Consider the following 17,341-nt stretch of genomic DNA (forward strand, 5'->3'; position numbering starts at 1 on the left):
TCGGCCCGCGTTCAGACCATCGCGTTGTCGGCGCCGGGAATCTCGTGCGCCTTGATCTGCTTGCGCTGCAGCTTGTAGCGCAGCTTCCCGAGCATGCCGTCCTCGTGGCTGACACGCGTGATGGTGCGCACGTACTCGTCGTCCGGCGCGATGGCCTGCGCCCCCATGATCCAGCGCACGCTCTCGCGATAGTCGTACAGCGACTTGTCGTTGACGTCGGCAAGGAAGAACGACAGTGCGGCCATTGCGGCCGGGTGGCCGCCTTCGGCATGCCGGCGCAGTTCGTCGACGTAGCGATGGCGCGACGGATAGTCGTCGATGTCGCCGATGAACATCAGCATGCACTCGAGGCCGTCGGTATGCCCCATCTCGTGCGCCTTGCGCGCGGCCTCGACGGCCTCGACCTGCATGCGCGCGCGTTCGGCCCGGTCCGTGCTGGTCTGCCCGATGTGGTAGTACGTGTAGCCGAGCCGATACGCGGCCATGTTGCCGCCGGCTTCCATCGACTCGCGGAAGTAGTGGGCGGCGCGGTACGGGTCGGCCTCGACATGCGTGCCGTCCTTGTAGAAGCAACCGAGCAGGTAATCGCACGAATCGCCGCCTGCCTCGTAGCCAAGCTTGCAGACGGCGACGGCATCGGCAGGGCGCCGGTTTTCGTACTCCAGCGCGGTGGCGACCTGGTTCCATGCGAGCGAGCCGGGCTCGTTCACGCGTGCCGCTTCAAGCCATGCATCGCCGCGCGCGTCGTCCTGGGCGAAACCGAACGTGCCGGTACGATGTCCGTAGCCGCGCAGGATCATTGCCGCCGTGCACGCGCGAGCGTCCGATGCACGTTCGATCGCGCGGGTCAGCCAGTCGCCATGCGGATCGAGACTGAGCGCCAGTCGCACGCCGATCGCCATCTTCTGGTCGTTGTCGATCGGCTGGTCGCGTTCCGCTTCCTGCAGGCGGGCGTACGCTTTTTCGTAGTCCTCGCGCATGTAATGGCTGTGCGCGAGCCAGCTCAGCGTTTCCCAACGGTGATACGGATGCAGCGCCGCCTGCGCACGCGCGAGCGTCGCGGTGATCGCGTGGCGCGCATCGTCGTCGTCGTCATCCGCATCGAGCGTATTGCCGGCGTAGTCGTCGCGCCAGATCTCGTGCAGCAGCCGGTCCTTTTCGACCGCGTCGAGGTGCGCGCACGCGTCGGACGCGACGAACGCGCGGACGTGATCGTGCGAGCCGCCCCAGCGCGGCTGCATGTACCAGATGAACGTGCGCATCGGGAAGAACAGCTTCGGGTGGATGTGCAGCGTCGCTTCCATCCAGTACCACTTCTCCTTGCGCAGCTTCTTGCCCTGGACCGGGCCGGGCAGCGCGTCCGGAAATTCCGGCGGGCAGGCGACCGGCACGTCGGGGTTCAGTCCCGAACGCGCGAACATGCGTTGCAGTTCGGTGCGCGTGGCTGCGTCGTCGGCGCCGGCGTTCAACTGCAGTTCGGTGACGGGCCAGCGGCGCTCGCGCACGAGCTGCGCGAGCCACTCGGGTTCGCCGAACGACGACACGCTCGTGAAGATCACCATCGGCGCGCTCCACAACGTCGGCGCGAGCACCAGCGCGCGCAGCGCGGCGACGAGCGTCAGCGTCGCGCACGCATGCGCGCCGATCCAGCCGGCTTCGGTCACCGTTTCGGCCCAGCCGCTGCCGCGGTATTCGTAGGCCCAGTGGTGCCAGTAATGCGCTTCGCACAGCCACGCGTGCGCGGAGCGCGGGTTCGCGGCCTGCCATGCGCGCAGGCGCGCGAGGCCGTCGGCGCCGGCGTCGATACACGGCTGCACGTCGGCCGGCAGCGCGTCGACGTACCGCGCCTCGGCGGTGCGATCGGCGAAGCTGGCGGCGAGTGCGGCATCGAGTTGCGCGTCGAGCGCGGCATAGTCGCCGGCGCGCAGCAGCGCGTCGACGTCGCAAATGGACCAGCGGGACGTCGCGGGCGGAATCAGGTCGGCGCAAGCGGAGGACATGTCGGTATCGGCGGTCATGACGAAACGGGTTGGGGGTCGAAGATGCGGTAGCGCTTCCACGGCAGCGAAAGCCAGTTTCCGGACGGATTGCGCAGGTATTCGCGCACTTCCTGCGTGGCGCGCGACGACGCGGGGCCGTCCTGGCCGCTGCCGCGCAGCCACTGCTGGCGTGCCCGCGCATACGCGAGCCCGAAGTCTTCCCAGCTGTCGAAGCTGTCCTGCGCGCGCTGCGCATTGAGCAGCAGCACGATCCACGCGTGCTGGTCGGACGCCCAGCCGAGCAGTGCGATGCAGCGCACGAGAAACGCGGTGCGCGCGCAATCGAACGCGAGTGCGTCGCGCACGCGCCCGACGGCGGCGAGCTGTTCGTAGAAGCCGTCGTGCGAGCGGCCGACGCCGCGAATCCAGCCCGCGAGGATCGACGGCACGCGCTGCACGATCTGCCACTCGGGCAGGTCGGCCGGCAGGTCGAGTTCGCGCCGTACCTGGCGCGCGAGCTGTTCGCGCTGCGCGTCGGGCAGCGCATGGACGAGGTCGTCGCAATCGCAGCGCAGCCCGTTGCGGATCAGCAGGATGTCGGCGAGCGCGAGCGCCCAGCGGCGGCGGTTCGGCGGCGCCTGCTCGGCCTGCGCCTGCGCGAGCCTGACGGCCGCGGTTTGGCGCACCGGCACCGTGCTGTCGGCGCCCGCGGCCTGGTCGGCGTCGACTTCGTGCACCATCCGTGCGGCGACCCGGAACGCGCGCCACACGTACCACACGAGCCCCAGCACGGCCGCGCCAAGCAGTAGTTTCAGCATGACGCGCTCCCGTCCGTCGGCGCAGGCAACGCGAACGCCGCGCACAGCGCGGGATCGATCGCGATGCCTTCGATCTCGAATGCGGTCGCGGCCGGCGGCGCGTCGGGTGCGCGCGCGGCCGGCAGCGCATCGGCCGGCAACGCATGGCGCGCGGCCGCCGCGACGGCCGGATCGATCTGCCGCAACTGGCCGAGCGCATACGGTGCATTGCGCAGCAGCAGCCATTGCAGCACGGCCGGCGGTTGCTCGAAATGCTCGATCAGGTGGAAGTTCTCGCTCATCACGCTCAGCAGATGGTCGGACGAGCGCACGTCGGTGACGAAGGTCCACGCGCCGGTGGCCGCACCCGGCGCATCCGGTTCGAACACGAGGCCCATGCCCTCGCAATCGGGATGACGCTCGCCGCGCGGCGCGAGCGCGCGCAGGAACTGGCGGACGTCGTCCGCATAGCGGCGCACCGGATGGCGATTCTGCTTGCCCTTGATCTGGTCGATGCGCAGGCCGTCGCCGCTCGCCTGCAGGCTGATCGTCACGTGCGGCTGGTTGCCCGCGCCGCGCAGTGTGAAGAGGCGCAGCCGGCCGTCCCGTGCGGCTTGCGCGTACTGCTCGCCGTAGCCGCCGCGCAGCCGGCGGCGATCCGCGAACTGGCCGAGACAGTGCTGCATGTAGTACGACTCGTACGCGAGTTCCTCGCGCAGCGCCGGATGATCGCCGACGAATTCGAACACGATCCCGTTCGGCGTGCGCAACACCTCGCGCAGCGCGAGGCCGCTGCTCGGCACCCAGCCCTTGTCGCGGCGCGCCTGCATCCGCTGGTGCTCGCGCTCCCACATGTCGAGCGCCATCGCGCAGGTGATGCGTTGCAGTTTCTGCGCGAGCCGCGTGCCGGCACGCGAGCGCAGGAATTCGACCAGCACGCGTTCGCGGTCGATCAGCAGCATGTGCTCGGGATCGATGAAGTAGAGCGGCGGCGGTTCAGCGGCGGGCGGCAGCGCCGCATCGGGCGTCGGGCCGGATGCCGGAGATGCCGATTGCGCGCGGAACCGGCGCACGAGCCACTCGGGCGCCGGCCGGTCGGCGCCGGCAAGCGCGCGGTAATCGGCCAGCGAAGCGAGCGGCTGCGCCTGCTCGAACGCCCCGACGACCCAGCGGAAGAAATGGTTGCCGAGCCACGCGAGGATCTCGGCCGGATCGCCGCGCTCGGCGCTGCGGCGCGCGATGGCCGCCTTGATGTCGGGCGCATTGACGACATCGCGCGGCCGATAGGCCGACGCGGCCACGGTTGCGGTCACGGGCTCACTCTCCGGTCGGGCAGGGCGTGCGCGGGCGGTGTGCGCGGGACCCTGGCGGTTCTTCTGGCTCAACGACGAAACGGCGAACGTGCGCGCGCAGCAACGCGGCGGCGTCGCGTATTTCGGTTCAGGTCGGTCGGTGCGTGAAAATCACGCGACCACGCGGGAGCCGACGACGCGGGAGCGGGCGATCGGGAAAGGGCGATTCATTGTTTCTCTCAGGATGGGTTTTATTTTTTGCTTCCGCGAGTCTACTTCGATCCATGCGGATGAATCAATCGCGCCGCTGGCCGGCACCCGCGGATCTGACAAGACTTATCTCTTTTTCGTCGATTTTCGATACGGCGCCAATCGGTGGCCGGATTCGATGCAGTTGAAACCGACAGGTTTTCCTGAAAAACGAGCATGCGGCTCCGAGCGGGGCGCGGCCCCATCCTGCTTGCCGCGTATCTCATAAGTTTTTCTTTCGGCTCGCGCAACATATCGTCGATTGTTGGCGGCCGGGCGGTAGCGGATAGTCCTGCTTCGACAGGCCGGCCGCCGCGCGCTGCACACGGCGCGACCGCATCCGTTGTCCATGCAACCATTAGAAAAGGAAAGGAACCGCACCCATGCGATTCAACGCGACACGCTTCGCCGCGACCCTGTTCGTCGCCGCATGCGCGACCGCCACGGCCGGTCGCGCGGCCGCCGTCACGCAGGACGCGCTCCACGACACCGTCACGCGCCAGATCGCGCCGCTGATGAAGCAGTACGCGATCCCTGGCGTGGCGATCGGCATCGTCGCCGACGGCAAGCCGTACGTGTTCGACTACGGCGTGATGTCGAGGCAAACCGGCAAGCCGGTGACCGGCGACACGCTGTTCGAGATCGGCTCGGTCAGCAAGACGCTGACCGCGACGCTCGCCGCGGACGCGCAGGAGGGCGGCGAACTGTCGCTCGCGGACCCGGTGGCCAAATATCTGCCCGAGCTGCAGGGCAAGCCGTTCGGCGTCGTGACGCTGCTCCAGCTCGGCACGCACACGCCGGGCGGGACGCCGCTGCAGGTGCCGGGCAGCATCCGCGACGACGCGGGCCTGATCCGCTATCTCGACGCGTGGCGGCCCGAATATGCGCCGGGCACGCATCGCACGTATTCGAACGTCGCGATCGGCATGCTCGGCTGGCTCACCGCGAAGGCGACGCACCAGGATTTCGCGACGCTGATGGCGCAGCGGCTCTTTCCCGCGCTCGGGATGACGCACACGACCATCGACGTGCCCGCCGCGCGCATGGCCGACTATGCGCAGGGCTACACGAAGGACGGCAAGCCGGTGCGGATGACGGAAGGCATGCTGTGGCAGCCCGCGTACGGCGTGCGGACCACGGCGGCCGACCTGCTGCGCTTCGTGCAGGCGAACATGGAGATGATCCCGACGGCGCCGCGCCTGCGGCGCGCGATCGAACGCACGCACACCGGCTATTTCCGCGCGGGGCCGCTCACGCAGGATCTGATCTGGGAACAGTATCCATACCCGGTCGCACTGCCGACGCTGCTCGCGGGCAACGCGCCGAAGATGCTGTTCGATGCGGTGCCGGCGAGCGCGATCCAGCCGCCGCTCGCGCCGAACCCCGCGACCTGGATCAACAAGACGGGGTCGACCGGCGGCTTCAGCACGTACGTCGCGTTCATTCCCGCGAAGCGGATCGGAATCGTGATGCTCGCGAACGGCAATGTGCCGATCGAGGATCGCGTGAAGGTCGCGTACCGGATTCTCGGGTCGCTCGGCGACGCCGACGCGCGGTAACGTTGGCACGCGCGTGTCCGAGCACCGGAGCGCTGGAGCCGCGTGGCCAGCGGCACGCGATCACGGCCGACGGCTGCACGCTGGTCGAAGAAGGGTTCGTCTGACACGGCCGATCATCCCGCCGCGCAAAACTGTTTGAGTGATTCACGCCTTCCGCCGCCGGCGCCGGCCATCGATACTGCGACGCAAGACATCTCGCGGGACGTGCGCCGCATGGCCCGTCTCGCTCCCGGAGCAACGAATGAAAGGCATCGGGATCTTCGTGAGGCGCATGGCGCCGGACGGTCCGAAGTATCGTGTGCGGCGCGCGGCGGATAAACCGATGAAGCGGCATAAGAACTTGTACTGCGCAGTCACGAATCGCAGCCCGCAACGGCGACGCGCGAGCGGTTTCGCGGAGCAGGGCGAGGGGGCGGACGTGCAGCGACGGCGCGCGGCCCGAATGCCTGTTCAGGCGCTTCGGGCCGGCCATGCGGAGGGGACGGACGAGCGGGTGCGCGTATCGAAAGGCGTGCTCTCGTGCGTGCCGACGTGACTCAATGACCGCGATAGATCGAGTCGCGGCCGTTGATCATCATCGCGCGGCCGGATTCGCCGGTGGTGCGGGGTTCGCTGCCGTAACCGGTTTCATCGGTGAGCGGGGCGGCGTGCGGCGCTGCCTGCGCGACGGCGTTTTCGCGCACGCGCTTTTCGGCGGCAACGATCGCGGCCGGATACTGGTTGTGATCCAGCGCCGGCGTGTAGCCGACGGCCGCGAGGCGGGCCATCTCGGCCTTCACTTCGGCACGGGTCGGTTGATGGTCGGCCGGTTGCGCGAACGACAGCGCCGGTGCGGAAAGGATCAGGGCGGCGAGGGTGGAGGACACGAGCGTTTTCATCATGGGTACCTGTGTGGTTGAGTGAGCCGCAACCAACGTCGACCGCGTCGATGTCGTTGCGCGTGCACCCAATATAGGTATCGCGGCAGCCGGGAAAAATGGCCGCCCGACCAAATCATTTTTGATCCTGAGTCATGAATCGAACGTGAATTCGGTCGGCAGCCTTGCCGGTCGGGCCGTTCGCCCGAACAGCGCGCTGCAGCCGCGGATCGAAACAGGCCGCCGATCGCCTCATCAGACCTCACGGGACTCAACTGTGTCGAATTCCGTCTTGGACAGACTTAACCCGCGTGCCTAGACTGAACGCGCTTTCCATCTTTCCCTGGAGAAAATCGTGAGTCTCAAAGACAAGCTGCCCGGCAACAAGATCCTCGGTTTCGGTACCGCCCCGCTCGGCAACATGTTCCGCAACATCCCGGACGCGGAAGCCGCGGCTACCGTCAAAGCCGCGTGGCAACACGGCATCCGTTATTTCGATTCGGCCCCGTTCTACGGCGCCGGCCTCGCGGAAATCCGCCTCGGCGACGCGCTGGCGAACCATCCGCGTGACGAATACGTGCTGAGCACGAAGGTTGGCCGCCTGATCCTCGACGAAATCGAAGACGTGTCGGCGCGCGATCTCGGCGAAAAGGGCGGCCTGTTCGAACACGGCCGGCCGAACCGCATCGTCAACGACTACTCGGCCGACGCGACGCTGCGCTCGATCGAGGACAGCCTGAAGCGCCTGCGCACCGACCGCCTCGACATCGTGTGGGTGCACGACATCGCGCAGGACTTCTACGGCGACGAATGGCTCGCGCAATTCGAAGTGGCGCGCAAGGGCGCGTTCCGCGTGCTGGGCAAGCTGCGCGAGGAAGGCGTGATCGACGCATGGGGTCTCGGCGTGAACCGCGTCGAACCGATCGAGCTGGTGCTCGACCTTGCCGAACCGCAACCGGACGGCATGCTGCTGGCCGGCCGCTACACGCTGCTCGATCACGAGCGCGCGCTGCAACGCGTGATGCCGGCGGCGGCCGCGCGGAACGTCGGGATCGTCGTCGGCGGCCCGTACAGCTCGGGCGTGCTCGCGGGCGGCACGCATTTCGAATACCAGAAGGCGTCGCCGGACATCCTCGCGAAGGTCGACCGGATCAAGGCGATCGCCGCGCGTTACGACGTGCCGATCAAGGCCGCCGCGCTACAGTTCTCGATGTCGCATCCGGCCACCGTCGCGGTGATTCCGGGCGCGAGCCGTCCGGAGCGAATCGCGGAAGACCAGGCGGCGCTGAACGTGGCGATTCCGGCGGACTTCTGGCGCGAGATGCGCGAACAAGGTCTGATCGCGGCCAATGCGCCGCTGCCGACCGAGCGTGGATCGTGAAGGGTGACGACATGGCGCAGGCCCCTGCAGGTATCGAGATCGCGGCGTCGGCCGACACGGTCTGGCACCTGATCGGCGGCTTCGGGTCGCTGCCCGACTGGCTGCCGTACATTCCGGCCAGCGAACTGAGCGAAGGCGTCGCATCTGCGGCACGCGTCGATCACGGGTCGCGCACCGCGCATCAAAGATCAGGGTAGCGAAGCAATCGGCACCGTCTTCACTGGCGCGCAAGGCGTCGCGCTGCAACAACGCCCCGCGCTTTCATGGATTCAATTTCAGACTGCCGCGACGACCTCCTCGCCGGTCAGGATCTCGCGAAAGATGCCGACCAGCGGCCGCAGGTTGACCTTGTGCCACGCGACCCACAGCGGCGTGCGATAGCTGAACCACGGGAGCTCGCGCAGCACGACGCCTTCCGGCACCTGGTGACGCAGGCTGTGCTGGATCATCGTCACGCCGAGCCCCGCGGCCACGAGGCCGAGCGCCGCGAGCGGCTCGGTCGCTTCCACCGAAATGTCCGGCGAGAAGCCGGCCTTCGCGCAGGCCGCGACGAATGCGCCGTGACGCGGCGCACTGTCCTGCTGCGTGACGCCGATCCATGCCTGCGCGGCGAGATCGTCGGCGACGAGCGTCTTTTTCTTCGCGAGCGGATGCCCGTCGGGCATCGCGAGCAGCATCGGATCGTCCAGCACCTTCGTCGATTCGAGTTCGGGATCGTCCGGCGCGGGCGGCTCGGTGACGAGCGCGATGTCGAGGCTGCGCTCGCGCAAGCCTTCGAGCTGCGCGGCCGATCGATAGTTGTACAAAGCGATGTGAACGGACGGGCGCCCGGCGCGCAGCGTTTTCAGCGCGCGCGGCAGCACGCCCGAGTGCGTGGCCGTTTCGAGGTAGCCGATGCACAGGCCGCCTTCGTCGCCGCGACCGAGCCGGCGCGCGAGCGATTCGAGCCGGTTCGCGTGGCGCAGGAATGCGTGCGCTTCGCTGAGGAACGTGCGCCCGTCGCGCGTCAGGCGAATGCGCTGCTGGCTGCGTTCGAACAGCGTGAGGCCGAGCTTTTCCTCGAGCTGCGCGATCTGGCGGCTGAGCGGCGATTGCGAAATATGCAGGCGTTCGGCGGCGCGGCCGACGTGTTCCTCTTCCGCGACCGCGATGAAGTACTGAAGCTGGCGGATGTCGAGCATGTCAGACCTTGTTGGACTCAAGATTGATGGATTATGTCCCAAAAGGACTTATCCGTACAACCTGGAGACGGCGCGACGCCAACCGAACCGCCCCCGTATTCACCGTCAGTTCCCGTACATGTCGAAGTCGAAGTATTTCGACTGGATCTGGTTGTACGTGCCGTCGCTGCGAATCTGCGCGATGGCGCGATTGAGTGCGTCGCGCAGGTCGGTGTCGGCCTTGCGCACGCCGGCCGCGTCGCCGTTGCCCATGATCTTCGCGTCGTACACCACGCCGCCCGCGAACGAGAAGCCCTTGCCGCGCGGTGTCGCGAGGAACCCGAGCTGGCCTTGCACGGCATCCATCAGCACGCCGTCGACGCGCCCGGTGACGAGATCCGCATACGCCTGGTCGTAGCTCGGGTACGGCACGACCTCGACCTTCGCGGCCGCCCACTTCTCGCGCGCGTAGGTTTCCTGGATCGTGCCCTGTTCGACCGCGACGCGCTTGCCGGCGAGCTTCGCCGCGTCCGGCAGCAGCCCCGACCCGGTACGCGCGATCAATCGCGTCTGGTTGCGGTACAGGCGATCGGTGAAGTCGATCTGCTGGCGCCGCTGCTCGGTCGCGGCCATCGACGACAGGATCACGTCGAACTTGCGCGCCTGCAGCCCCGGAATCAGCCCGTCGAAACTGCTCGACACCCACACGCATTTCGCCTTCAGCTTCGCGCACAGCGCGTTGCCGAGATCGATGTCGAAACCCTTCACGCTGCCGTCGGTCGCGGTCGACTCGAACGGCGGGTAGGTCGGATCGACGCCGATGCGGATGGTCGTCCATTCCTTCGCCGACGCCAGCGACGCGAAGGCCATCGCGGCGGCGGAAAGGAGAATCGTGAGGCGCGTCTTCATGGTCAGGCTCCGTTCGTGTGGGGAAGAGTGGGCGGGCGCGTCAGCTCGGAAATTCGCCGCGCTGAAAATCGTTCGACAGGTCGAGTGCGTCGGCCATCTCGCCGACGGTGACCGGCTTGATCGGCGCGCGAATCCGGTAGTGACCGACGTCGCCGACGCTGCGCCGCTGCACGTCGGCGATCAGTTCGCCGACCGTCGTGCCGCACCAGCGTCCCTGGCACGGTCCCATCCCGCAGCGCGTCAACGCCTTCATCTGGTTCGGCCCCTGGCAGCCGCGCGCCGCGAGCTGGCGGATTTCGCCGGCCGTGACTTCCTCGCAGCGGCACACGATCGTGTCGTCGTCGGGGCGGCGCAGCGCGGCGGGCGGCGTGTACAGCGCGTCGAGCAGCGGGCGCACCGCGAGATGGCGGCGCAACGCGTGCAGCACCGGGCGTTCGCGTGCGGCCTGGCGTTGCGCGTCGAGCGCACCGAGTCGCGCGGCGATGTCGAGCGCGGACACTTCGCCGGCGAGCGCCGCCGCCCGCGCGCCGCCGATGCCCGCGCCGTCGCCCGCGATCCACACGTGCGGCACGCTGCTGCGGCCGCGCGCGTCGCACTGTGGCCGCCAGCACGCCGACGATTCGTCCCATTCGTGTGCGCAGCCGAGCGAACGCGCGAGCTGCGTCGACGGAACGACGCCCTGATGCAGCAGCACGAGCGACGTGTCGAGCGTTTGCACGACGCCCTGCGCGTCGCGAAAGCGGATGCGTTCGGCGCGGTCGTCGCCGCCGATGCGGATATCGGTCGCGCCGCGATACACGGGAATCCCGGCATCGCGCACCGCGCGCAGCATGCGCCAGCCCTTGAGCAGATAGTCGGCGCCGCGCAGCGCCGGCAGCGCATGCGGGAGCGCGTGGCGCCACGCGTCGCGCGGCGTCGTGTCGATCAGCGCGCGCACGCGCCGGCCGGCATTCAGCAATTGCGCGGCGAACAACCACAGCAGCGGGCCGCTCCCCGCGAGCACGGCGTCGGCCGATGGTGCGAGGCCCGACGCTTTCAGCAGCGTCTGCGCGGCGCCGACGCCCATCACGCCGGGCAACGTCCAGCCCGGCACCGGCCACGGCCGCTCCTGCGCGCCGGTCGCGATCAACACCGCACGTGCGCCGATTTCGAGCGTGCCGCGCGACGGGCTGCTTTGCGTGAGCATCGCGACGGGTTCCGGCTCGAACGCGATTTGCCACACGACGCTGCGCGGCAGGTAATGCGCGCCGCTCGCGAGCAGGCCGTCGACGAGCGGGCGGCCCGCCGTGTAGTCGGCGCCGAGCCATTGCGCGAGCGGCGCCGGCGCGTCGGCCACGTTGCGGTAGATCTGGCCGCCGGGCGCGCGCCCTTCGTCCGCGACGACCACCGACAAGCCGGTCGCACGCGCGGCAGTCGCCGCCGCCATCCCGGCCGGCCCGGCGCCGACGATCAGCAGGTCGCACTGGCGGCGCGTCATGCGAGCCTCGCCTTGCCGTGCATCGTGCGCACCTGCATGCCGTCGGCGACGGGCGTCATGCAGCCTTGCACGTTCGGCACGCCGTCGACGTCGACGAGGCAGTCGAAGCACACGCCCATCATGCAGAACGGGCCGCGCGGCGCGCCGCTTACCGCGCTCGTGCGGCACGCGGCCGAACCGGCGGCGAGCATCGCGGCCGCGACGCTGTCGTGCGCGGGCACGTCGTGCGGCGTGCCGTCGATATGGATGCGCACGCGTTCGAGCGTCGCGGCGGCGGGAACGAGGGATTCAAACATGCCGGGCTTCCGTGGGCGCGGCGAAGCGCGCGGTGGTAAAGGCGGACAGGTCGGCCGGCGCGGCGCCGCCGGCGATCCACGGCGCGACGAGATCGGCGTGGGTTGCCGCGAGCGTCACGCCGCTGTGGCAGATCGCGACGAACGCGCCGGGATACGTGGCCGACGCCTCGTAGACGGGCAGGCCGTCGGGCGTCATGATGCGCAGCGCGCCCCATGCGCGCACGATGCGTGCATGGGCCAGCGCCGGGAATGCCGTGCGCGCGCGGCGCGCGATGTCGACCATTGCGGGCCGCGTCTGCCCGTCGTCGAAGCCGACGTCTTCGGCCGAGTCGCCGAGCAACACCGACCCTTCCGATGTCTGGCGGACGACGAGCGTCGGATAGTCGAGAAACGGCGCCAGGCGTTCGGTGACCATGATCTGGCCGCGCAACGGCGAGATCGGTGCGCGCAGGTCGACCATCGGCGCGAGCCGCGCGTTGTCGAGGCCGGCCGCGAGCACCACGCGCCCGGCTTCGAGTTGCGCGTCGCGCGTGTCGATCTCGAAGCGCCCGGCGCGCGGACGGATCTCCGTGACTTCGCTGCGCGGCAGATAGACGCCGCCGCGCTGCTGGAACGCGTGCAGCATCGCGCGCAATGTGTAGAGCGGATTCGCGTGACCGTCGTTCGGCGACCACAGCGCGCCGGCCAGCGATGGCGACGCCGCGGGAATGCGCCGCCGCAGCGCCGCGGGATCGAGCACCTCGTACGACAGCGCGGCGTCCTGCCGGCGCAGCGATTCGAGCAGCTCGGTCGCGCCGTCGAGCTCCGCGCGATGCTCGAACAGCTCGACGCCGCCCGGGCGTTCGAACGCGCAGTCCACGCCCGTTTCGCGCTGCAACTGCGCAGCGAATGCATGCCAGCGCGCCGACGATTCGCACGACCAGCGCGCATACGGCAGGCAGCGGCCGCCTTTGCCCTGCACCCACACGAGCCCGAAATTGCCGCGCGCCGCGCGAAACGCGATGTCGTCGCCGTCGCACACCGCGACGCGCTGGCCAAGACGCGCGATGCCCCACGCGATGGCCATGCCGACGAGACCGCCGCCGGCCACGACGACGTCGAAGCAGCGCACGGTCATGCGCGGCTCCGGCGTCGCGGGCGAGGCGGTTGCGTGTTATATCCCATGGCGGCGCGGCTCCTTGCTTTCAGTACGTTGCGGAACCGATGTTCGGACAGGCAAAATGGGCTGTCCAATACAGCTTGATCAACGACCCATAATCCAGTGTTATGACCACGCCTTCGCTCAGGATTCGCCAGATCGAAGCGTTTCGCGCGGTGATGCAGCGCCATACCGTCACGCGCGCGGCACGCGATCTCCATATCTCGCAGCCGGCCGTGAGCCGGCTGATCGCCGATCTCGAGGCGCGGATCGGCTTCGTGCTGTTCGAGCGGCAGCAGGGGCGCTTCACGCCGACCGCGCAGGCGCGCGTGCTGTACGAGGAGGTCGAACGCGCGTTCGTCGGCCTCGACCGCGTCGCGCAGGCCGCCGAGCAGATCCGCGCGATGCGGCGCGGCACGCTGCGCGTGGCCGGTTCGCCCGCCGTCGCGCTCGACCTGCTGCCGGAACTCGTCACGCGCTTCTCGCACGCGCATCCGGGTGTCGACATCACGCTGCTCGCGCACAGTGCGTCCACCGTCGTCGACAAGGTCGCGTCGGGGCAATGCGACGTCGGGCTGATCGCCGAACCCGTCCCGCATCCGGCCGTGCGCGGCGAGCGGCTCGCGGAAAGCGCGATGTGCTGCGTCGTGCCGCGCGGGCATCGGCTCGCGCGCAAGCGCGTCGTGCAGCCGGCCGACCTGCGCGACGAATCGTTCATCTCGTTTCCGCCGAGTTTCGAGGCGCGCAGCGCGATCGACCGCGTGTTCGTCGAAGCCGGCGTGTCGCGCGTGCTGTCGATCGAGGCGCAGCTGTCGCGGACGATCGTCGCGTTCGTCGCGAACGGCGCCGGCGTCGCGCTGATCGATCCGGTGACCGCCGCATACGCGGGCCAGCGCGTGGTCGTCAAGCCGTTCGAGCCGGCCGTGCCCGATCACTTCTACCTGGTGACGTCCGCGTCGCAGCCGCTGTCGATGATCGGCGACGCGTTTTGCGCGGATTTGCGCGATGCGTTCGCGAGGATGCGGGCGCCGCGCGACGCGTAGGCAGGAAGGGGACGGGAGTCGTTTTGAGCGCGCCGGACGCCGTCACGCGTGCCGGCGCTCCGGCTCAGGCGAGCGCGCTGTCCGTTGCGCGTGCGGCGGGTGCGCCGGACGCGGACGACGTGGTTGCGCCCGCATCCTTCGCGCCCGCCAGCCGCCGATAACGCGCGAGCGCCCACAGCGGGAAGTACGCGGTATAGCCGTGATACTTCAGGTAGAAGATGCGCGGAAAACCCGGCGCATTGTGCGAGCGGTGCCACCAGAAGCCGTCTTCCCGCTGCACCGACTGCAGGTACGCGATGCCGCGCTTCACCGAATCGGATTCGCAGTCGCCGAACGCCATCTGCGCGAGCAGTGCCCACGCGGTGCAGTTCGACGTGCTCTCGCCGCCGTTCGTGCCGGCCAGCTTCGGATCGAGGTAGCTGTCGTTCGTTTCGCCCCAGCCGCCGTCCGCATGCTGCCGCGTACGCAGCCAGTCGAGCGCGCGGGCGATATACGGCTGCGACTTGTCCTCGCCGGCGAGCGCGAGGCCGGCCAGCACGCTCCACGTGCCGTAGAGGTAGTTCGTGCCCCAGCGGCCCCACCAGCTGCCGTCGGGCTGCTGCGTGCGCTTCACGTAGTCGATCGCGCGCGCGAGCGACGCGCGGTCGTCCGCGCGCTTCGTCACGCCGAAGCACAGCAGCACGCGGCCCGATACGTCCTCGGTCGGCGGATCGAGCAGCGCGCCGTGATCGGCGAACGGAATCGCGTTCAGGTACATCCGGTCGCAGTCCGCATCGAACGCCGCGAAGCCGCCGTTGCGCGATTGCAGCCCGCGCATCCAGTCGAGTGCACGGGCGACGCGCGCCGCATACGGGTTCGTGCCGTCCGCATCGCGATGCGTGCGGCCGCGGCGATCGAGCATCGCGGTGACGAGCGCCGTGTCGTCGATGTCCGGGTAGTACGGATTCGCATACTGGAACGCCCATCCGCCCGGTTCGACGTCGGCCGGGACGTTCTCGAGCCAGTCGCCGCGCAGGTCGTTCACCTGCCGCTCGGCGAGCCAGTCGTACGCGCGTGCGATGCGTGCATCGAGCTCGCGCAGCGCGCCGGGCGCTTCGCCGGCTTCCGGCGCCGCGACACCGCGCGCCTGTTCGAGCGCCATCGTGCTCCACGCGGTGTCCCACACCGGCGACAGGCACGGCTGGCAATACATGCTGCCGTCCGGCCGCGTGACCAGCAGCTTCTCCAGCGCGTTTTCGCAATCGCGCCGCAGCGGATGGTCGTCCGGGTAGCCGAGCACCTGCATCATCTGGTAGCTGTACACGATAGGCGGGAAGATGCCGCCGAGGCCGTCCTCGCCGTTCATCCGTTCCGCGCACCACGTCTTCGCATGCCGGATCGCGCGCTGCCGCAAGCGCTTCGGCAGCAGCGGCTCGACTGGGCGGACCATGCGGTCGAGCGCGAGGAACAGCCGGCGCATGCCGCGAGCGGGCGGGAAGTACTCGCGCTCCTGTTCCGGCGGCGTGACGAACAGCTCGCGGATCGACACGTTGCGCGGATTGCGTGCACGCGCCTTCAGCGAGCACAGCACCAGCAGCGGCACCATCGTCGTGCGCGCCCAGTACGCGACCTTGTACATCGAGATCGGCACCCACTTCGGGAACAGCACGAATTCGATCGGCATGAACGGTGCCGCGCGCCACGGCACCTGGCCGAACGTCGCGAGCAGGATGCGCGTGAACACGTTCGAGCGTGCCGCGCCGCCGAGCTTCAGGATTGCGTCGCGCGCGCGGGTCATGTGAGGCGCCTGTTCGCTGTCGCCGGCCGCCTTCAGCGCGAAGTACGCCTTCACGCTGCACGACACGTCCGGCGCGCCATCGACGTACAGATCCCATGCGCCGTGCGTGTCGAGCCGCTGGTTCGCGCGCAGGTAGCGCGCCATCTTCTCCTGGCGCACGTCGTCGATCTTGTCCATGAAATGCATCATCAGGATGTATTCCGCGGTGATCGTCGCGTCGGATTCGAGTTCGAAACACCAGCTGCCGTCGGGCTGCTGAAGGCGTACGAGTGCGTCGCGTCCACGGGCGATTGCAGTGTCGAGCGCGGACCAGGGAGAGGGGGCCATTTTGTTCATGCGGCGGATCATACCATCCAGCCGGAATGTTTATATCGACACGCCTGGGTGCTACCATCCGCACCATGAAAAAACGCCTCGAACCCGCGCCGCGCGACGTGTCCGCGCCCGTCGAACCGGCTGGAACACCCGACGCACGGGCGCCTGAAGGATCATCGGCGCCGGCCGTACCTGTGGCCGGCGTGCGGCGAAAAAAAGCGCCGGACCAAGTGCGCGCGCAATTGCTGGCGGCGGCGTCGGAGATCGCGACGCATCACGGCGTGGCCGCGTTGACGCTCGACGCGGTGGCCGAGCGTGCCGGCGTGACGAAGGGCGCGCTGCAATATCACTTCGCGAACAAGCAAGGGCTGCTGGATGCGCTGTTCGGGCAGGCGACCGAGCGGTTCGGCGCGCAACTGGCCGCGCGGTTGGCGGCCGATTTCCGCGGCGACGGCGCGGCGGCGCGCGCATATCTGCATGCGGTGCTCGATGCGGCCAATCCCGCCGCGAGTATCGAGGTGCTGCGCGTGCTGGTCGCGTCGATGATCACCGAGCAGGACACGCGCGCGCGCTGGTCGGTGCCGATGCGCGAATGGACGCGGCCCGACCCGGTGCCGCTCGAGCGCGCCGCGACGCTGATGATCTGCCGGCTCGCGGCCGACGGGTTGTGGATTTCGGAGTTGCTCGACAGCGTCGACGTATCGGCCGAATTGCGCGCTGAGATCGTTCGGCAGCTCGATGCGATGAGCAAGGGCGTGTTTCCGAAGTGATGCGCCGCCGATCCTGTTGCGCCGCGCCGCGCGTGAACGGCGCGGGAACCCTGCCGGCTTCCCGACGCGCGATCATCCAGCCGGGATAGCAGAGCGGCAACGCGCTCACGGCATCGAGACGCGCCCGTTCATCGTCGGTCAGCACGACGTCGACCGCGCCGAGATTGTCGTCGAGCTGGTCGATCCGCTTCGCGCCGATGATGAGGCTCGTGACCGCCGGCTTGACGAGCAACCACGCGAGCGCGATCCGCGCGACCGACACGCCGCCCACATGCCGGCATCCGCGTTGCCGCTCATCGTCATCGTGCCGAGGCACAGCTCGGACACATACAGGCCGGTGCG

General features: G+C 68.9%; 16 protein-coding genes and 2 pseudogenes. 7 read left to right on the forward strand and 11 right to left on the reverse strand.

Going from position 1 to position 17,341, the window contains the following annotated elements; translation table 11 throughout:
- Positions 1 to 11: 11 nt before the first annotated feature.
- Genes J8I35_RS00460 through J8I35_RS00470 form a run of 3 tightly spaced genes read right to left on the reverse strand, consistent with a single transcriptional unit; the run spans position 12 to position 4,089 of the window.
- On the reverse strand, positions 12 to 2,000 hold the full coding sequence (locus J8I35_RS00460; RefSeq protein ID WP_245170037.1) for a DUF4034 domain-containing protein: 1,989 nt from the start codon (positions 1,998 to 2,000) through the stop codon (positions 12 to 14).
- A 14-nt stretch (positions 2,001 to 2,014) separates the two neighbouring features.
- Positions 2,015 to 2,797 (reverse strand): DUF1266 domain-containing protein, encoded by a 783-nt coding sequence (locus tag J8I35_RS00465; RefSeq protein WP_209924191.1) that lies wholly within the window; start codon positions 2,795 to 2,797, stop codon positions 2,015 to 2,017.
- Positions 2,791 to 4,089: a hypothetical protein gene (locus tag J8I35_RS00470; RefSeq protein ID WP_050013625.1), complete on the reverse strand. Its 1,299-nt coding sequence runs from the start codon at positions 4,087 to 4,089 to the stop codon at positions 2,791 to 2,793. The genes J8I35_RS00465 and J8I35_RS00470 overlap by 7 nt, the downstream gene beginning before the upstream one ends.
- A gap of 88 nt (positions 4,090 to 4,177) precedes the next feature.
- Between J8I35_RS00470 and J8I35_RS00475 the strand changes: the two genes are divergently transcribed.
- From J8I35_RS00475 to J8I35_RS00485, 3 genes are all read left to right on the forward strand, one after another.
- Positions 4,178 to 4,546 (forward strand): hypothetical protein, encoded by a 369-nt coding sequence (locus J8I35_RS00475; protein ID WP_209924192.1) that lies wholly within the window; start codon positions 4,178 to 4,180, stop codon positions 4,544 to 4,546.
- Positions 4,547 to 4,700: 154 nt separating this feature from the next.
- On the forward strand, positions 4,701 to 5,876 hold the full coding sequence (gene ampC, locus J8I35_RS00480; protein WP_209924193.1) for a class C beta-lactamase: 1,176 nt from the start codon (positions 4,701 to 4,703) through the stop codon (positions 5,874 to 5,876).
- A gap of 241 nt (positions 5,877 to 6,117) precedes the next feature.
- Positions 6,118 to 6,411 (forward strand): hypothetical protein, encoded by a 294-nt coding sequence (locus J8I35_RS00485; protein WP_209924194.1) that lies wholly within the window; start codon positions 6,118 to 6,120, stop codon positions 6,409 to 6,411.
- A gap of 1 nt (position 6,412) precedes the next feature.
- Here the strand turns inward: J8I35_RS00485 and J8I35_RS00490 are convergent, their stop codons facing one another.
- A complete protein-coding gene (locus J8I35_RS00490) occupies positions 6,413 to 6,757 on the reverse strand; it encodes a DUF4148 domain-containing protein (protein WP_209924475.1) in 345 nt (114 codons plus the stop codon).
- A gap of 331 nt (positions 6,758 to 7,088) precedes the next feature.
- On the opposite strand from J8I35_RS00490, the gene J8I35_RS00495 reads away from it, so the two are divergent.
- Positions 7,089 to 8,114, forward strand: a complete 1,026-nt coding sequence (locus J8I35_RS00495; protein WP_209924195.1) for an aldo/keto reductase — start codon at positions 7,089 to 7,091, stop codon at positions 8,112 to 8,114.
- 11 nt (positions 8,115 to 8,125) lie between these two features.
- Positions 8,126 to 8,251, forward strand: a pseudogene (locus J8I35_RS00500) (SRPBCC family protein); the annotation flags it as partial.
- Positions 8,252 to 8,389: 138 nt separating this feature from the next.
- Here J8I35_RS00500 and J8I35_RS00505 read toward each other — a convergent pair.
- The 5 genes from J8I35_RS00505 to J8I35_RS00525 form a co-directional block, all read right to left on the reverse strand.
- Positions 8,390 to 9,295 carry a LysR substrate-binding domain-containing protein gene (locus J8I35_RS00505; protein WP_209924196.1) on the reverse strand — a complete coding sequence of 302 codons (906 nt, stop codon included), beginning with the start codon at positions 9,293 to 9,295 and terminating at the stop codon, positions 8,390 to 8,392.
- A gap of 105 nt (positions 9,296 to 9,400) precedes the next feature.
- Positions 9,401 to 10,183 carry an ABC transporter substrate-binding protein gene (locus J8I35_RS00510; RefSeq protein WP_050013617.1) on the reverse strand — a complete coding sequence of 261 codons (783 nt, stop codon included), beginning with the start codon at positions 10,181 to 10,183 and terminating at the stop codon, positions 9,401 to 9,403.
- Between the two features lie 40 nt (positions 10,184 to 10,223).
- Positions 10,224 to 11,660 carry a (2Fe-2S)-binding protein gene (locus J8I35_RS00515; protein ID WP_209924197.1) on the reverse strand — a complete coding sequence of 479 codons (1,437 nt, stop codon included), beginning with the start codon at positions 11,658 to 11,660 and terminating at the stop codon, positions 10,224 to 10,226.
- Positions 11,657 to 11,956: a (2Fe-2S)-binding protein gene (locus tag J8I35_RS00520; RefSeq protein ID WP_050013615.1), complete on the reverse strand. Its 300-nt coding sequence runs from the start codon at positions 11,954 to 11,956 to the stop codon at positions 11,657 to 11,659. Before J8I35_RS00520 ends, J8I35_RS00515 begins: the two co-directional genes overlap by 4 nt.
- Complete coding sequence (locus tag J8I35_RS00525) at positions 11,949 to 13,073, reverse strand: FAD-dependent oxidoreductase (protein ID WP_209924198.1); 1,125 nt, start codon at positions 13,071 to 13,073, stop codon at positions 11,949 to 11,951. Before J8I35_RS00525 ends, J8I35_RS00520 begins: the two co-directional genes overlap by 8 nt.
- Before the next feature lie 149 nt (positions 13,074 to 13,222).
- Between J8I35_RS00525 and J8I35_RS00530 the strand changes: the two genes are divergently transcribed.
- Entirely contained in the window at positions 13,223 to 14,137 is a 915-nt protein-coding gene (locus tag J8I35_RS00530) for a LysR substrate-binding domain-containing protein (RefSeq protein ID WP_124637444.1), read from the forward strand.
- Between the two features lie 64 nt (positions 14,138 to 14,201).
- Here the strand turns inward: J8I35_RS00530 and shc are convergent, their stop codons facing one another.
- Entirely contained in the window at positions 14,202 to 16,262 is a 2,061-nt protein-coding gene (gene shc, locus J8I35_RS00535) for a squalene--hopene cyclase (RefSeq protein WP_209924199.1), read from the reverse strand.
- Positions 16,263 to 16,315: 53 nt separating this feature from the next.
- Between shc and J8I35_RS00540 the strand changes: the two genes are divergently transcribed.
- On the forward strand, positions 16,316 to 16,999 hold the full coding sequence (locus tag J8I35_RS00540) for a TetR/AcrR family transcriptional regulator (protein ID WP_089490122.1): 684 nt from the start codon (positions 16,316 to 16,318) through the stop codon (positions 16,997 to 16,999).
- Between the two features lie 16 nt (positions 17,000 to 17,015).
- Here J8I35_RS00540 and J8I35_RS34935 read toward each other — a convergent pair.
- Positions 17,016 to 17,264 (reverse strand): annotated as a pseudogene (locus J8I35_RS34935) (aldo/keto reductase); the annotation flags it as partial.
- Positions 17,265 to 17,341: the final 77 nt, after the last annotated feature.

It is taken from the genome of Burkholderia sp. CpTa8-5, assembly GCF_017815045.1.
GTDB classification, from domain to species: domain Bacteria; phylum Pseudomonadota; class Gammaproteobacteria; order Burkholderiales; family Burkholderiaceae; genus Burkholderia; species Burkholderia sola.

Excerpts from the sequence above, each read along its gene's own strand:
- J8I35_RS00460 (WP_245170037.1), bottom strand. The coding sequence starts at position 2,000 with ATGTCCTCCGCTTGCGCCGACCTGATTCCGCCCGCGACGTCCCGCTGG.
- J8I35_RS00530 (WP_124637444.1), top strand. The coding sequence starts at position 13,223 with ATGACCACGCCTTCGCTCAGGATTCGCCAGATCGAAGCGTTTCGCGCG.
- J8I35_RS00520 (WP_050013615.1), bottom strand. The coding sequence starts at position 11,956 with ATGTTTGAATCCCTCGTTCCCGCCGCCGCGACGCTCGAACGCGTGCGC.
- J8I35_RS00515 (WP_209924197.1), bottom strand. The coding sequence starts at position 11,660 with ATGACGCGCCGCCAGTGCGACCTGCTGATCGTCGGCGCCGGGCCGGCC.
- J8I35_RS00485 (WP_209924194.1), top strand. The coding sequence starts at position 6,118 with ATGAAAGGCATCGGGATCTTCGTGAGGCGCATGGCGCCGGACGGTCCG.
- J8I35_RS00465 (WP_209924191.1), bottom strand. The coding sequence starts at position 2,797 with ATGCTGAAACTACTGCTTGGCGCGGCCGTGCTGGGGCTCGTGTGGTAC.
- J8I35_RS00510 (WP_050013617.1), bottom strand. The coding sequence starts at position 10,183 with ATGAAGACGCGCCTCACGATTCTCCTTTCCGCCGCCGCGATGGCCTTC.
- J8I35_RS00490 (WP_209924475.1), bottom strand. The coding sequence starts at position 6,757 with ATGATGAAAACGCTCGTGTCCTCCACCCTCGCCGCCCTGATCCTTTCC.
- J8I35_RS00505 (WP_209924196.1), bottom strand. The coding sequence starts at position 9,295 with ATGCTCGACATCCGCCAGCTTCAGTACTTCATCGCGGTCGCGGAAGAG.
- shc (WP_209924199.1), bottom strand. The coding sequence starts at position 16,262 with ATGATCCGCCGCATGAACAAAATGGCCCCCTCTCCCTGGTCCGCGCTC.
- J8I35_RS00540 (WP_089490122.1), top strand. The coding sequence starts at position 16,316 with ATGAAAAAACGCCTCGAACCCGCGCCGCGCGACGTGTCCGCGCCCGTC.
- J8I35_RS00525 (WP_209924198.1), bottom strand. The coding sequence starts at position 13,073 with ATGACCGTGCGCTGCTTCGACGTCGTCGTGGCCGGCGGCGGTCTCGTC.
- ampC (WP_209924193.1), top strand. The coding sequence starts at position 4,701 with ATGCGATTCAACGCGACACGCTTCGCCGCGACCCTGTTCGTCGCCGCA.